The sequence below is a fragment of the Enterobacter sp. 148H3 genome (genome assembly GCF_034107425.1).
GTDB classification, from domain to species: domain Bacteria; phylum Pseudomonadota; class Gammaproteobacteria; order Enterobacterales; family Enterobacteriaceae; genus Enterobacter; species Enterobacter vonholyi.
This window is the reverse complement of record NZ_JAWNEI010000007.1, coordinates 144,193-160,016: the sequence shown is the minus strand read 5'-3', so window position 1 is coordinate 160,016 and position 15,824 is coordinate 144,193. Positions and strand designations below refer to the sequence as shown.

At 53.4% G+C, this 15,824-nt stretch carries 14 protein-coding genes; 4 read left to right on the top strand and 10 right to left on the bottom strand.

The window, feature by feature from the left end; translation table 11 throughout:
• The first annotated feature begins 19 nt into the window (after positions 1 to 19).
• On the top strand, positions 20 to 1,066 hold the full coding sequence (locus USH94_RS12440; RefSeq protein WP_111963410.1) for a PLP-dependent cysteine synthase family protein: 1,047 nt from the start codon (positions 20 to 22) through the stop codon (positions 1,064 to 1,066).
• Between the two features lie 40 nt (positions 1,067 to 1,106).
• On the opposite strand, the gene cof is transcribed toward USH94_RS12440, so the two are convergent.
• Positions 1,107 to 1,925, bottom strand: a complete 819-nt coding sequence (cof, locus tag USH94_RS12435; protein WP_111963411.1) for an HMP-PP phosphatase — start codon at positions 1,923 to 1,925, stop codon at positions 1,107 to 1,109.
• Between the two features lie 101 nt (positions 1,926 to 2,026).
• Between cof and USH94_RS12430 the strand changes: the two genes are divergently transcribed.
• Together USH94_RS12430 and queC are read left to right on the top strand one after the other, a co-directional pair.
• A complete protein-coding gene (locus USH94_RS12430) occupies positions 2,027 to 3,727 on the top strand; it encodes an SgrR family transcriptional regulator (RefSeq protein WP_111963412.1) in 1,701 nt (566 codons plus the stop codon).
• A gap of 66 nt (positions 3,728 to 3,793) precedes the next feature.
• Positions 3,794 to 4,489, top strand: a complete 696-nt coding sequence (gene queC, locus USH94_RS12425; RefSeq protein ID WP_008503311.1) for a 7-cyano-7-deazaguanine synthase QueC — start codon at positions 3,794 to 3,796, stop codon at positions 4,487 to 4,489.
• A 61-nt stretch (positions 4,490 to 4,550) separates the two neighbouring features.
• On the opposite strand, the gene USH94_RS12420 is transcribed toward queC, so the two are convergent.
• The 9 genes from USH94_RS12420 to bolA form a co-directional block, all read right to left on the bottom strand.
• The gene (locus USH94_RS12420; protein ID WP_024906822.1) at positions 4,551 to 4,949 is read right to left on the bottom strand and encodes a YbgC/FadM family acyl-CoA thioesterase; all 399 of its coding nucleotides are present in this window, start codon (positions 4,947 to 4,949) and stop codon (positions 4,551 to 4,553) included.
• Between the two features lie 99 nt (positions 4,950 to 5,048).
• Positions 5,049 to 5,429, bottom strand: coding sequence for a helix-hairpin-helix domain-containing protein (locus USH94_RS12415; protein WP_111963413.1), 381 nt, complete (start codon positions 5,427 to 5,429; stop codon positions 5,049 to 5,051).
• Positions 5,430 to 5,577: 148 nt separating this feature from the next.
• On the bottom strand, positions 5,578 to 7,449 hold the full coding sequence (gene ppiD / locus USH94_RS12410; RefSeq protein ID WP_111963414.1) for a peptidylprolyl isomerase: 1,872 nt from the start codon (positions 7,447 to 7,449) through the stop codon (positions 5,578 to 5,580).
• 212 nt (positions 7,450 to 7,661) lie between these two features.
• Positions 7,662 to 7,934 (bottom strand): nucleoid-associated protein HU-beta, encoded by a 273-nt coding sequence (hupB, locus tag USH94_RS12405; protein ID WP_002444653.1) that lies wholly within the window; start codon positions 7,932 to 7,934, stop codon positions 7,662 to 7,664.
• Between the two features lie 210 nt (positions 7,935 to 8,144).
• Positions 8,145 to 10,499, bottom strand: coding sequence for an endopeptidase La (lon, locus tag USH94_RS12400; RefSeq protein ID WP_023334706.1), 2,355 nt, complete (start codon positions 10,497 to 10,499; stop codon positions 8,145 to 8,147).
• Between the two features lie 182 nt (positions 10,500 to 10,681).
• Positions 10,682 to 11,956, bottom strand: coding sequence for an ATP-dependent protease ATP-binding subunit ClpX (clpX, locus tag USH94_RS12395; protein ID WP_023310570.1), 1,275 nt, complete (start codon positions 11,954 to 11,956; stop codon positions 10,682 to 10,684).
• A gap of 126 nt (positions 11,957 to 12,082) precedes the next feature.
• The gene (clpP, locus tag USH94_RS12390) at positions 12,083 to 12,706 is read right to left on the bottom strand and encodes an ATP-dependent Clp endopeptidase proteolytic subunit ClpP (protein WP_010428105.1); all 624 of its coding nucleotides are present in this window, start codon (positions 12,704 to 12,706) and stop codon (positions 12,083 to 12,085) included.
• Positions 12,707 to 12,966: 260 nt separating this feature from the next.
• Positions 12,967 to 14,265 carry a trigger factor gene (gene tig, locus USH94_RS12385; RefSeq protein WP_023310569.1) on the bottom strand — a complete coding sequence of 433 codons (1,299 nt, stop codon included), beginning with the start codon at positions 14,263 to 14,265 and terminating at the stop codon, positions 12,967 to 12,969.
• Positions 14,266 to 14,595: 330 nt separating this feature from the next.
• Positions 14,596 to 14,913 carry a transcriptional regulator BolA gene (gene bolA, locus USH94_RS12380; protein WP_021241655.1) on the bottom strand — a complete coding sequence of 106 codons (318 nt, stop codon included), beginning with the start codon at positions 14,911 to 14,913 and terminating at the stop codon, positions 14,596 to 14,598.
• 305 nt (positions 14,914 to 15,218) lie between these two features.
• Here bolA and USH94_RS12375 point away from each other — a divergent pair, with 305 nt between their 5' ends.
• Complete coding sequence (locus tag USH94_RS12375) at positions 15,219 to 15,797, top strand: lipoprotein (RefSeq protein ID WP_023310568.1); 579 nt, start codon at positions 15,219 to 15,221, stop codon at positions 15,795 to 15,797.
• Positions 15,798 to 15,824: the final 27 nt, after the last annotated feature.

The following is a 15,824-nucleotide window of genomic DNA, read 5'->3' as shown; positions in this document are numbered from 1 at the left end:
TGACAAACGGATAACGACGATGAATAGCACCTGGGTTAAACATGCGATCAGCGAAATTAATGCCGACTATCAGCGCTCTGCGGATACGCACCTGATTCGCCTTTCCCTGCCGGGATTTGACGGCATTCAGCTCTATCTGAAAGATGAAAGCACCCATCCTACCGGCAGCCTGAAGCATCGCCTGGCGCGCTCGCTGTTTTTATACGGTTTATGTAACGGCTGGATTAAAGAAGGCACGACTATCATTGAATCTTCGTCCGGTTCAACGGCGGTGTCCGAAGCCTATTTTGCCCGCCTGCTGGGCCTGCCGTTTATCGCGGTGATGCCGTCCTGCACCGCGAAACGCAAAATTGAACAGATCGAGTTTTACGGCGGACGCTGCCACTTTGTGGAAAGCGCCTGCGAAATCTACGCCGCTTCTGAAATGCTGGCCCGCGAGCTGAACGGCCACTATATGGACCAGTTCACCTTCGCCGAGCGCGCGACGGACTGGCGCGGGAATAACAACATTGCCGACAGTATTTTCCGCCAGATGACCCACGAACCACATCCGGTTCCGTCCTATATCGTCATGAGCGCCGGTACCGGCGGCACGTCAGCCACGATCGGACGCTACATCCGCTGTCAGGGTTACGATACCCAGTTGATGGTGGTTGACCCGCAAAACTCCGTGTTCCTCGACTACTGGCAAAACCGCGATGCTGGCCTGCGCAGCCCGGTGGGCAGTAAAATTGAAGGGATTGGCCGCCCGCGCGTGGAGCCCTCTTTCATCCCCGACGTGGTGGACGAGATGATGCGCGTGGCAGATGCCGCAAGCGTGGCAACGGCACACTGGCTGGAAACGCAGCTGGGCCGCAAAGTGGGTGCATCGACGGGCACCAATATGTGGGGAGCACTGCAGCTTGCCGCACGCATGCGCGAAGAGGGCCGCACCGGTTCCATCGTCACGCTGCTGTGCGACAGTGGAGAGCGCTACCTTGAAACTTACTACAATGCGGAGTGGGTGCAGGCCAACATCGGCAATATCGCCCCGTGGAAAGCGCAGATTGCAGAACTGGTGAAATAAAAAAAGCCAGACCGAAGTCTGGCTTGCTGGAAGGGTCTCACTATTCGGGGGAATACGGGAGATTGTTGTTGTCCAGCCAATGAGTCAAAAAATGAGACACTGCTTCATTGCGGCAGTGGCCAATAACCGGCAGATGGGGAAGTTCTGCTTTCAGCTGCGCCATCGCATTTCCCATGATCAGACCGCGACCTACGCTACCCAGCATTTCGCGGTCGTTCATGGCATCACCAAACGCCATACACTCCTGCAGCGTTAAGCCCAGGTGGTCGCTCAGAACCGCCAGAGCGGAACCTTTGTTACAGCCCACCGGCAGCACTTCCAGACAATCCACCGCCGAGAAGGTCAGGTGCGCCAGGTCGCCCAGCGCCTCATTCAGCTGAATCCGTAAGCGACACAGATCTTCATGATCGCCGCAGAAGCAGATCTTAGTGACCGCATGGGCGGGGATCCGACGCAGATCGATAAGCTGATATTTGAAACCGCTGTATACATGCGCGTGCAGCAGTTCAGGGATTTCGCTTCCGGTAAACCAGCCCCGATCGTTAAAGACGTGGATACTGGCCTGCGTGTCCCAGGTGCTGTGCAGCACGATATCCGCCACTTCCGGATTGAGATCCTGACGGTGCAGTACATCGCCTTCTATAGAATGTATTCGCGTCCCGTTGCCGGTAATCAGAAAAGCGTCGAGGGAAAACGCACCAAGCAGATGGCGCATCTCCAGCACATGGCGGCCAGTGGCAAACGTCAGGGTAACATCACGTTCGTGCAGGCGTTTCAGCGTGTTCAGGGTTTTTTCCCCTAAACGGTGATCCGGCATTAACAGCGTACCGTCCATATCAAATGCAGCGAGCCGAGCCATGATTACTCCCGAAATGTGATGCGGTTAACTTGTGCATCAGTATCGTGTGAGATATACGGAAGTAATAGTGAATAGATGAAAATTATTGTTCCGGGTTTCTTATGCGCCAGCTCAATCGACTCAATCAGTATCACCGCCTCTGGCAGCCTTCCCTGGGTGCAACGCAACAGGTCACTATCAGCGAGCTGGCTGCCCGCTGTTTTTGCAGCGAGCGGCATGTCCGAACGTTGCTGCGTCAGGCCCAAGAGGCGGGCTGGCTGAGCTGGCGAGCGCAGTCTGGCCGCGGTAAGCGCGGTGAGCTGACGTTTCATGTCGCGCCGGAGTCACTGCGCAATGCGATGATGGAGGAGGCGCTGAAGAGCGGGCAGCAGCATAACGCGCTGGAACTGGCCCAGCTTGCCCCTGAAGCGCTGCGATCATTACTGCATCCTTTTTTGGGCGGGCAGTGGCAAAACGATACGCCGACGCTGCGCATTCCCTACTATCGCTCCCTGGAGCCGCTGCAGCCGGGGTTCTTACCTGGTCGGGCGGAGCAGCATCTGGCAGGACAGGTGTTCTCAGGCTTGACGCGTTTTAACGGTAACAGCAGTGAACCCACGGGCGATCTGGCGCATCACTGGGATGTCTCTGCTGACGGTATGCGCTGGCATTTCTACATTCGCTCCACCCTGCACTGGCATAACGGCGATAAAATAGAAACGGCGCAACTCCAGCGAAGTCTGACAGCGATGTTGACGCTCCCCGCCCTGCGCACCCTGTTACAGAGCGTCTTAAATATTGAGACAACGCATCCACAGTGTCTGACGTTTACGCTGCATCAACCTGACTACTGGCTACCGCACAGGCTGGCAACCTACTGTAGCCGTCTGGCGCATCCCGACCATCCTTCGGTTGGCTCTGGCCCCTTTCGGCTGGCTGCCTTTGAGCCCGACCTGGTTCGTCTGGAAAGCCATGAGCAGTATCACCTGAGTCATCCGCTGCTCAAAGCCATCGAATATTGGATCACACCCCAGCTTTTTGATTACAGGTTGGGTACCAGCTGTCGTCACCCGGTGCAAATCGCGATCGGCGAGGCCGACGAGCTGGAAAGTCTGCGGCTGGTAAGCAGCAGCACCAGCCTGGGGTTCTGTTACCTTACGCTAAAACAGAGCGCACGCCTGAGTGAGCTCCAGGCAAAGCGGCTTATCAATATCATTCATCTCTCCCGGCTTCTCCACACCCTTCCACTAAACGAAGGGCTCATCACGCCAACTCAGGAACTGCTTCCCGGCTGGACCATCCCCGAATGGCCTGATTTATCGGGCGTAACCCTCCCTGAAGCATTGACGCTGGTTTATCATCTCCCTGTTGAGCTTCACACCATGGCCAGCCAGTTGAAGGCATACCTGGCGCTACAGGGTTGTGAACTGACCGTCATCTTTCACGACGCCAAGACGTGGGACGGATGCCTGGCGCTTGCAGATGCAGACATCATGATGGGCGACAGGCTTATTGGCGAAGCGCCGGAATATACGCTGGAACAGTGGCTGCGCTGCGATGCCCTCTGGCAGCACGTTCTTAGCGCACCGGCTTACGCCCATTTGCAAGCGACGCTGGATGCGGTACAGACGCAGGCAGAGGCGCGGGATAGGCACGCGGGGCTGCAAGCCATCTTCAACCGGTTAATGGAAAGTGCAGTGCTGACACCACTCTTTAATTATCAATACCAAATCAGTGCTCCACCAGGCGTGAATGGTATACGTCTCAATACCCGCGGCTGGTTTGACTTTACCGAAGCCTGGCTTCCCGCCCCTAAATCGTGAAGAAGCTGGTCGGCGCCACAGGCAGACGGTAACATAACGTTTTTACCGTAACAGTCGAGATGATTTATGAAACGTGCCGTCGTCGTGTTCAGCGGAGGACAAGACTCTACTACCTGCCTGGTTCAGGCCCTTCATCAGTACGATGAAGTTCACTGTGTCACTTTCGATTATGGTCAGCGCCACCGCGCTGAAATCGACGTTGCCCGTGAACTTGCCCTGAAACTGGGCGCACGCGCGCACAAGGTGCTGGACGTTACGCTGTTAAATGAACTGGCCGTGAGCAGCCTCACCCGCGACAGTATTCCCGTCCCGGACTACGAACCTGATGCCAGCGGCATTCCGAATACCTTCGTGCCGGGCCGTAATATCCTCTTCCTGACCCTGACGGCGATCTACGCCTACCAGGTAAAAGCCGAAGCGGTGATTACGGGCGTTTGCGAGACCGACTTCTCCGGCTACCCGGACTGTCGTGATGAGTTCGTGAAAGCGCTAAACCACGCCGTCAATCTGGGGATGGCGAAAGAGACGCGCTTTGAAACTCCGCTCATGTGGCTGGATAAAGCCGAAACCTGGGCGCTGGCGGATTACTGGGGCAAGCTGGACCTGGTTCGCAGTGAAACGCTCACCTGCTATAACGGTATCAAAGGCGACGGTTGCGGCCAGTGCGCGGCCTGTAATCTTCGCGCTAACGGACTGAACCACTATCTTGCCGATAAAGCCGGCGTGATGGCCGCGATGCAGAAAAAGACCGGCCTAAAATAGGGCTACTTGACCGTGCTGTCGCAAAACGGGTGTCGACAGCACGAGTACGCCTTAACAAGTCTTACGCGATCATCAACTCCAGCTTTTCACGCAACTCCCCTTCCAGCGGCAGCGCTTTCTGCGTTTTCAGATCGATACAGACAAAGGTGATCAGCGCATCAGCCACCACCTGCCCTTCTGGATCGAGCGTCACCACCTGGCTTAACACCCCGCTTTTGCCATTGATTTGCTGCACCTGGCTTGTCACCGTGAGCACATCGCCCAGCACGGCCGGACGGCGGTAGTTGATGTTGATATTGACGACCACGAACGCGATGTTGTGCGCGGTCAGCCACTGAAAGCTTTCGCTGTTTTCTAGCCCGTCCCACCGCGCTTCTTCAAGAAACTCAAGATAGCGGGCATTGTTCACATGCTGATAAACGTCGAGATGAAAACCGCGTACTTTGATTTTTGTCTGCATAGCGCAATAGCCTTTACTGTTATTGTAGGATGAGAGGTCATAACTGGTATGACCTCATTATCCTGGCAAAATTTTGCCGCAGTGCAAGAAATTGCGTAATTACAATGTCAGGTGTGAGAGGTTGCGTTCAACCAGTGCGCTGCCCATGCCCGGCACCTGTTTGAGATCGTCTACCGTTTTGAAAGGACCATACTCTTCGCGGTAGCTGACGATGGCCTGCGCTTTTTTCAGGCCGACACCATTCATCGCGCGGGCCAGATCTTCCGCAGAGGCAGAATTGATACTGACCCGCGTACCGTCATCATCCGCGTTTTTACCGGCGTCAATCGCTTTGGTTTGCCCTTGCACCGGCGCAGCCGCGTCGGACTTGCTCTGGGTAGTTTGTGATTTGGCGGCGGGAGCCGACGCCATCGCACCCACGCTCATCCCGGTGGTGGCAATAGCCAGCGTAATTAACAGTGCTTTGATTCCACATTTCATGCTGTTATCTCCTTGTTTGTTGACAGCCACGTCACGATAGCCGCCAGTTCAAACCGGCACAAACAGCAGATTGCAGAAATGGAAAAGGCCGCGAAAGCGGCCTTTAGTTTTTGCAGAGCGTTACGAAAATCTGCGAGCAGACACGTAATTACTGCTGCTGAGTCATTACATCACCCAGCTTGATTTTGGCTTCTTTACGCAGGTTGCTCATCATGGCTTCGAAGGCAATCTGGGCATTGTTCTGGGTAATTCCCTGAACCATCGCTTTCTTCTGCGCTTCTGGCAAGGTGCCGGCTTTCACTTCATCCAGCGCCAGCAGAACGACATTACCCTGCGCATCGGTGGTGGTACCGAAGCTTGGCTTGTCCTTTGCAGGCAGGGTCAGACCAAACGCGGCCTGGCTGATAGGGTCCTGACCGGTACGGCTCAGCGTTTTCGCTTCACCGAAGCTCAGGCCAGCCGCTTTCAGCGAGTCTTCTTTACCCGCTTTCAGATCGGACAGAATCTTCTCAGCATCCAGTTTCGCCTGCTGTTCCGCTTTGTTGTGCTTAACCTGAGCGATGACCTGATCCTTCACTTCCGCCAGCGGTTTGACCGCTTCTGGCTTATGCTCGCTGACGCGCAACACAAATGCACGATCGCCGTCGACGGTAATGATGTCAGAGTTACTGCCCGGCGTGCCGTTCTCGCCCACCAGACCACCGTTGAAGATTGCATCAGAAACCGGTTTGAAGTTCAGCTCTTCCGGCAGGTTGTCACGACCAAACCAGCCAGTTTCAACCGCCTTCACGCCCGCCGCCTGCTCTGCACCTGCCAGAGATTCGTTGTCGTTGCTGGCAGCATCGCTAACCTTCTGCTGCAGCGCGTAGTAGGCATCCAGCGCTTTTTCCTGTTTCACTTTCGCTGCGATATCATCGCGGACGTCAGCCAGCGGCTTGGTTTTCGCCGCGGTGATGTCGTCCAGACGCACGACCAGGAAACCTACGGAAGACTTAATGACGCCAGAAAGCTGGCCTTTCTCTTTCAGACCGGCATTTTTCAGCTCGTCAGGCGTGGTCGCGTCTTCCAGCCAGCCCATATCACCGCCGTTTTTCGCCGAGATAATGTCGGTGGATTTCGCTTTCGCAACGGTCGCGAAATCAGCGCCTTTGTTCAGCTCATCGAGCGCCGCTTTAGCATCAGCCTCGGTTTTCGTCTGAATCACGCTGTAGCGGTTACGCTGGGGCTGAGTGAACAGATCCTGATGCTGATCGTAGTAAGACTGGATCTCTGCATCAGACGCGGTTTCCTGCAGCGCGGCCGCATCCAGCTTGATGTAGCTCACGCGGAACTGCTCTGGAGAAACAAAAGAATTCTTGTTCTGTTCGTACCAGGCGTTAACGTCAGCGTCGCTCACCTGCTGTTTCGCCGCCAGGGCGTTAACATCAATGGTCGCTTCGCGTACAACACGCTGCTGTGCCACCAGCGCGGCCAGTTCGTCCGTTTCACCTTTGAGCATGAAATCGGTGCCCACGACAGCATTGATGAGCTGCTGGGTGGTCAGCTGGTTACGCAGCGCCTGAGCGTACTGATCGGCCGTCATCCCAATCTGGTTGACGATACTGTTGTAACGCGCGTTGTCGAATTTACCGTTAGACTGGAAGGCCTGGGTGGAGAAGATGGCTTTTTTCACCTGCTCATCACTAATGCCAAGGCCGAGTTTTTTGGCATACTGATCGAGCAGCGCTTCGTCGATAAGACGGTTCAACGTCTGTTGGCGCAGAGTCTTCATGTACCCTTCGTTCGCCGCCAGTTCAGAGAATTGGTCGCCCAGCTGTTGCTGCATACGGTTACGTTCACCGGCAAAAGCATTCTCGAACTGACCGCGGCTGATCTCCTGGCCATTCACTTTTGCGGCGTAGTTTGCGCCACCGCCAATAAGGTAACTGCTCACGCCGGTCAATATGAACGACACGATAATGATACCGAAAATAATCTTGAGCACGAGACTGTTAGCAGCCGTGCGTAAGCTGTCCATCATGGTGTAACAACACTCCGCTGTAGGTGACTGGTTACCTGACGCTGACGGAAAATCCTGACCGTCGCGCGTGAAGGCGTATTGTGACAAGAAAACGGGGCGATTGTCAGCCCACAACTCGCATAAACTCGCACAAATCAGGTCTGGACAAACAAAAAAGGCACATCAAATGATGCGCCCTTGTACTTTCCGGCTTCCCTGAAACGGGAGAGCAATCAGTTTACTGCGTCTTTCAGCGCTTTACCTGCACGGAAACCCGGCACTTTAGCAGCAGCAATGGTGATCTCTTTACCGGTCTGAGGGTTGCGGCCAGTACGGGCAGCACGCTCTTTAACAGCAAAAGTACCGAAGCCTACCAGTGCAACGTCGTCCCCAGCCTGCAGAGATTCAGTAACAGAAGCAATTAATGCATCTAACGCACGTCCAGCTGCAGCTTTAGAAATATCAGCACCAGCAGCAATTTTGTCAATCAGTTGAGATTTATTCACTGTTCTCTTCCTCTCTTTATAATTTATATCGCGCCTGAATCCTTCACAACGCGACCGCGCAGCAGTTATATCAGGCCTGCCATGACCTTACAACACCCGTTGTTGATGGCTGACCTAATCAGCAATCTAAATTAGCTATACAAAAAAAGGCTGGCAAGTGCGAAATCACTTACCAGCCTTGTTTTTATTGACGCTCTTTGCGCGAGGTCACTATTTTGCGGTTACAACCTGCATTCCGGAGGGTTCATTCTGCAAAGCGAGACTGAGAACTTCCTCAATTCGCTTAACAGGATGGATCTGCAGATCGGCAATCACGTTGTCCGGAATCTCTTCCAGATCGCGTTTGTTTTCGTAAGGGATCAATACGGTTTTGATCCCACCGCGGTGTGCCGCCAGCAGTTTTTCTTTTAAACCACCAATCGGCAGAACCTGGCCACGCAGCGTAATTTCACCGGTCATTGCCACATCGGCACGCACCGGGTTCCCGGTCAGGCAGGAAACCAGAGCGGTACACATGGCAATACCCGCGCTTGGACCATCTTTTGGCGTCGCCCCTTCAGGTACGTGCACGTGGATGTCGCGTTTTTCGTAGAAATCAGGGTTAATTCCCAGTTTCTCCGCACGCGCGCGTACCACGGTCAGCGCAGCCTGGATGGATTCCTGCATCACTTCACCCAGCGAGCCGGTGTAGGTCAGTTTGCCTTTACCCGGTACACAGGCGGTTTCGATGGTCAGCAGATCGCCGCCCACTTCCGTCCATGCGAGCCCGGTCACCTGACCAACGCGGTTTTCGTTGTCCGCGCGGCCGTAGTCGAAGCGCTGAACGCCGAGATAGGCATGCAGATTGTCGCCGTTAATCACAATGTGTTTCAGGCTCTTATCCAGCAGCAGCTGTTTCACCGCTTTACGACACAGCTTTGAGATTTCACGCTCAAGGCTACGCACGCCCGCTTCACGGGTGTAGTAACGAATGATGCCGATAATCGCGCTGTCCTCAACGGTCAGCTCGTTGGCTTTCAGCGCGTTACGCTCAATCTGTTTCGGCAGCAGGTGCTGCTTAGCAATATTCAGCTTCTCGTCTTCGGTATAGCCCGAGAGACGGATCACTTCCATACGATCCAGCAGCGGGGCCGGAATGTTCATGGAGTTGGAGGTCGCTACGAACATCACATCGCTCAGGTCGTAGTCCACTTCCAGGTAGTGATCGCTGAACGCCACGTTCTGTTCTGGATCAAGCACTTCCAACAGTGCAGATGCAGGGTCGCCACGCATGTCCGACGACATTTTGTCGATCTCATCGAGCAGGAACAGCGGGTTTTTAACCCCCACTTTCGCCATCTTCTGGATCAGTTTACCCGGCATAGAACCGATGTAGGTACGGCGGTGACCGCGGATTTCCGCTTCATCGCGCACGCCACCCAGCGCCATACGGATATATTTACGTCCGGTCGCTTTGGCGATGGACTGACCCAGAGAGGTTTTACCCACCCCCGGCGGTCCTACCAGGCACAGAATTGGCCCTTTAATTTTGTTTACACGGCTTTGTACCGCGAGGTACTCAAGAATGCGGTCTTTCACGCGTTCCAGGCCGTAGTGGTCGGTATCCAGGATTTCCTGTGCCTGACGCAAGTCTTTTTTGACCTTGCTGCGGGCGTTCCACGGAACCTGCACCATCCACTCAATGTAGCCGCGTACAACGGTCGCTTCAGCCGACATTGGAGACATCATTTTCAGCTTCTGCAGTTCTGCTTCGGCCTTCTCTTTCGCCTCTTTCGGCATCTTCGCCGCGTCGATCTTACGCTTCAGCGCTTCGTTTTCGTCCGGCGCGTCGTCCATCTCGCCCAGTTCTTTCTGAATGGCCTTCATTTGCTCATTCAGATAGTACTCACGCTGAGATTTCTCCATCTGCTTTTTCACGCGGTTGCGAATGCGCTTCTCAACCTGCAGCAGATCGATTTCAGACTCCATCATCGCCATCAGGTATTCCAGACGCTCGTTAACGTCGGACATTTCCAGCACGGACTGCTTGTCAGCCAGCTTCAGCGGCATATGTGCAGCGATGGTGTCCGCCAGGCGCGCAGGATCGTCGATGCTGTTCAGCGACGTCAGCACTTCTGGTGGGATTTTCTTGTTCAGCTTGATGTAGCCTTCAAACTGGCTAATCGCGGTGCGAACCAGTACTTCCTGCTCGCGCTCATCAAGCTCAGGCGAATCAAGGTACTCTGCCTTGGCAGAGAAGTGTTCGCCGTCGTCTGACAGAGTGGTAATACGCGCACGCTGCAGGCCTTCTACCAGCACCTTCACGGTGCCATCAGGCAGCTTCAGCATCTGCAAAATAGAGGCCACGGTCCCGACGGTGAAAAGATCGTTTACACCCGGCTCATCCGTTGATGCTTCTTTCTGCGCCACCAGCATGATTTTTTTATCATGATCCATGGCGGCTTCAAGGCAACGGATAGATTTTTCCCGCCCTACAAATAAGGGTATGACCATGTGCGGATAAACCACCACATCGCGCAACGGCAATACGGGGATTTCAATGCGTTCAGAACGCTCAGGATTCATAGAGCTCTCTCTTAGTTAGTGTCCGCCAGGTAAGCTGGTCATGTCACTGTGCTTCACATAACCATTAACATGTATCCAGTATATGGGGATGTTTCCCACACATTCAACGCTATGAATACGGAAAAAGTAAAGGGGAGATAAAATCCCCCCTTTTTGATTAACTGCTTGTATGGTTTGGTGAATTATTCGCCAGATGCCTGCTGCGCTTCCGGTTTGCCGTAAATCAGCAGCGGCTTGGTTTGACCGCTAATAACGGACTCGTCAATCACCACTTTCTCAACATCTTCCATCGACGGCAGATCGTACATGGTGTCGAGCAGTGCTGCTTCAACAATTGAACGCAGACCACGAGCACCGGTTTTACGGACCATCGCTTTCTTGGCAATAGCATCCAGCGCTTCGTCGCGGAATTCCAGGTCAACGCCTTCCAGATTGAACAGCGCCTGATACTGCTTGGTCAGCGCATTTTTCGGTTCTTTCAGGATCTGGATCAGCGCGTCTTCACTCAGCTCATTCAGCGTTGCCACAACCGGCAGACGGCCGATGAACTCAGGGATCAGACCGAATTTGATCAGATCTTCCGGTTCAACCTGAGACAGCAGCTCGCCTTCGTTTGGTTTTTCGGACGTCGATTTCACCGTTGCGCCAAAACCAATGCCGGAGCCGGTTTCAACACGGTGGGAGATGACTTTATCCAGACCAGCAAACGCACCACCACAGATGAACAGGATCTTGGAGGTATCAACCTGCAGGAACTCCTGCTGCGGATGTTTACGACCACCCTGTGGCGGAACGGCGGCAACCGTACCTTCAATCAGTTTCAGCAGTGCCTGCTGTACGCCTTCACCCGATACGTCACGGGTGATGGACGGGTTGTCTGATTTACGGGAGATCTTGTCGATCTCATCGATGTAAACAATCCCGCGCTGGGCTTTCTGTACGTCGTAATCGCACTTCTGCAGCAGTTTCTGAATGATGTTTTCAACGTCCTCACCCACGTAACCGGCCTCGGTCAGGGTGGTGGCATCCGCCATCGTGAACGGAACATCGAGCAGACGCGCCAGGGTTTCAGCCAGCAGCGTTTTACCGGAACCGGTTGGGCCGATCAGCAGAATGTTACTTTTACCCAGTTCTACGCCATTGCTGGTGTCGCCGTTACGCAGACGTTTGTAGTGGTTATAGACCGCTACCGCCAGCACTTTCTTGGCCTGCTCCTGTCCGATGACGTAGTCGTCAAGGTGATGACGAATTTCATGCGGCGTTGGCAGCGCGCTGCGCTCACGGTGCGGTGCGACTTCTTTAATCTCTTCGCGAATAATGTCGTTACATAAATCGACACATTCGTCGCAGATATACACGGACGGCCCGGCAATCAGTTTACGCACTTCATGCTGGCTTTTGCCGCAAAAAGAGCAGTACAGCAGTTTGCCCGAACCATCTTTGCGTTTATCTGTCATGAGTCCAAACCTCTTTTTAAGTTCTTTGTGCCGCACATGACGACGCAAATGCCATTCTAAGACGCAAGCTGCAATGAGCAGCGTGCCGCCCTACCTTAGTATAGCGGCACACTCGCGTCGCGGGCATCAATTACGATGGGTCAACACGGAGTCGACTAAGCCGTACTCAACTGCCTCTGGAGCAGAGAGGAAGCGATCGCGCTCGGTATCGCGCTCGATCTGCTCGAGTGGTTGACCCGTATGCTGCGCCATAAGTTCATTCATGCGCGCTTTTACTTTCAGAATTTCGCGGGCGTGGATTTCGATATCCGTCGCCTGCCCCTGATAACCGCCCAGCGGCTGGTGAATCATCACGCGGGAATTTGGCAAGCAGAAACGCTTACCCTTCGCTCCTGCTGTTAACAGGAACGCGCCCATAGATGCAGCCTGACCCATACAGATAGTGCTTACATCAGGTTTGATGAATTGCATGGTGTCATAAATGGACATCCCTGCTGTAATCACGCCACCCGGGGAGTTAATGTACAGGTAAATGTCTTTTTCCGGGTTTTCCGCTTCCAGAAACAGCATCTGCGCCACGATCAGGTTAGCCATATGGTCTTCCACCTGGCCAGTCAGAAAGATAACGCGTTCCTTGAGCAGACGGGAATAGATATCAAAAGAACGCTCACCACGTGAGGTCTGTTCAATAACCATTGGCACCAGAGCCATATGGGGTGCAAAGTTATCTCGTTCGCCACTGTATGACATTTCCGTCTCCTGGATCAAAATTGAAAACACCTGCTGTACTGATTGTAACCTTACGGACGGATTATCAGCCAGTCTCATTCATCGTGATTACGTACTTATGGGGTTTACAGTGCCCTATTTCAAGCATAACAACCTTTTGTTGTTACGCTAACACCGAAAGGGCGTTTTAGCACTCTTCCTGGGCTATAGCTGCGATAAAAAAAACCCGTTGCCGCAAGGCAACGGGTTTTCTGTTCAAACTTTAAACCGTTGGGGCGAAATTACGCCTGCTGGTTCATCAGTTCGTTGAAAGAGGTCGCTTTTTCGGTCACTTTCGCTTTCGCCAGTACCGCTTCAACAGCCTGCTCTTCCAGGGCAACGTTGCGCATGTTGTCCATCAGTTCTTTGTTCTTACCGTAGAACTCGATCACTTCTGATGGATCTTCGTATGCAGAAGCCATCTCTTCGATCAGGCCTTTCACACGTTCTTCGTCAGCTTTCAGCTCGTGGGTACGAATCACTTCGCCCAGCAGCAGGCCAACAACAACGCGGCGTTTCGCTTGCTCTTCGAACAGCTCGCGTGGCAGTTCCATCGCTTGCTGCTGGTTGCCACCGAAACGCTGTGCAGCCTGACGGCGCAGAACGTCGATTTCGCTGTCGATCAGGGCAGCTGGAACGTCGATTTCGTTGGCTTTAACCAGACCTTCGATCGCCTGAGATTTCACACGGTTACGCACCGCGCCGTTCAGTTCGCGTTCCATGTTCTTACGCACTTCGGTACGCAGACCCGCTACAGAACCATCTTCCACGCCGAAACGCTTGATGAATTCTTCAGTCAGTTCTGGCAGTTCGCGCTCTTCAACTTTCTTCAGGTTGATAGCGAACTTCGCTGCTTTCCCTTTCAGGTTTTCAGCGTGGTATTCTTCCGGGAAGGTCACGTCGATGGTGAACTCTTCGCCAGCTTTGTGGCCTTTGATACCGTCTTCGAAGCCTGGGATCATACGACCCTGGCCCATTGCCAGTACGAAGTCAGACGCTTTACCGCCTTCGAACTCTTCGCCGTCTACAGAACCGGTGAAGTCGATGGTGACACGGTCTTCAGCGTCAACAGCGCCTTCTTTCTCTTTCCAGTTCGCCTGCTGCTTGCGCAGGGTATCCAGCATGCCGTCAACGTCTTCGTCAGTCACGGAAACAACTGGTTTTTCAACTTCGATAGATTCCAGACCTTTCAGCTCAACTTCCGGGTACACTTCGAACTCTACAGAGTAGGTGAAGTCTTCGCCCAGTTTGTATTCGCCTGGAACGTAGTTCGGCGCACCGGCCGGATTGATTTTTTCTTTGATGATCGCATCGATAAAGTTGCGGCTCATCAGTTCACCCAGCACATCCTGACGCACGGAAGCGCCATAACGCTGAGCAACAACATTCATTGGTACTTTGCCCTTGCGGAAGCCGTCAATACGTACTTTTTTTGCTACGTTGACCAGCTCGCTTTTCACAGCAGTTTCGATGCTGTCAGCAGCGATAGTAATCGTTACACGGCGGCCAAGGCCTTGAGTGGTTTCAACTGAAACTTGCATCTTGTTACCTCAAAAAAATCACAGTGCTCGGTCAACTCTGAATCTGTCTGTTATACCGGGATGCTCTCTTAGTGCAGATTCACATTCCCTGTCGCCAGAATCATCCCGAAGACATTCAATAAGACGCGGCATTATAGCGGCATCACTTAGGTGAGTCGAGAACGGTTGGGGCATGTTGCTGCGGCTTTTTTCACACTTTAAGGCTATTTTTAGCCTTAAAATCGCACCATCCGCTCAAAACTCAGACAAAACAAAACGGCCCGGAGGCCGTTTTGAGGAAATCTCTAAGCAACATACTGGAAAAGCTCCAGCCGTTGCAAATCCGATTTATCAGGCGATAGTGCCTGCACCGCGACAAGGTGGCGATGCGAAAACCGTATCCTGCAGACCTTCCCATTCCTTAATGGTGTAGGTATGCAGTGCCAGCGCATGCACGGTCGTGGAGAGTTCTTCCGTCAAGGTGCTGTAGATCAAGCGGTGTCGATTCAGGAAACGTTCTCCCGTGAAGCGATCGCTAACCAGAACCACTTTAAAGTGGCTTTCAGAACCTGCCGGCACGTTATGACGATAGCTTTCGTCGACGACTTCGAGGAACACAGGGTTGAACGCTGCCCTTAATTTATCTTCTATATGCTCACGTATCATCATGAAATTACTCCTCCGACAACGCCAGGATGTCACCCATCCCTTTAAATGTTAGCCGCTTTTACCGTTTCCATTACACCTTGACAACAAATATTTAGCTTTCGTCTGATTTTCTCATTCAAACGAATGAAGTTCACTGTGAGACTCATACGTTTTGTCATACACGGTTTGGGAAAAACGGTGAACTGGTCAGTTTTCGGACAAGGCGATGAATTTACATGCGTTGACCACTTCCCCTCGCCGTTGGCGATGTTATGATGACGACAATTTTTCTCTTTATATGCTTACGATTCGTTGAGAACCCGAAAATGTTAAAAAAACTCTTCTTTCCGTTGGTAGCCCTTTTTATGCTGGCAGGCTGCGCTACCCCGCCTACCACTATTGATGTCTCACCAAAAATCACCCTGCCTCAGCAGGACCCAAGCCTGATGGGCGTCACCGTGAGCATTAACGGCGCCGATCAGCGTCAGGATCAGGCGCTGGCTAAAGTGACCCGCGATAACCAGCAGGTTACCCTCACCGCGTCCCGTGACCTGCGCTTCCTGCTGCAGGAAGTGCTGGAGAAACAGATGACCGCTCGCGGGTATATGATTGGCCCAAGCGGCGCGGTCGATCTGCAGATCATCGTGAACAACCTGTACGCTGACGTGTCTCAGGGCAACGTGCGCTACAACATCGCGACCAAAGCGGATATCGCCATCATTGCCACCGCGAAGAATGGCAACAAGATGACCAAAAACTACCGCGCCAGCTATTCTGTTGAAGGTGCGTTCCAGGCCTCCAACCAGAACATTGCTAACGCCGTTAACAGCGTGCTGACCGATACCATCGCCGATATGGCGCAGGACACCAGCATTCACGACTTCATCAAGCAGAACGCGCGTTAATCCCGCTCGCTGACCCGGTGTATCACC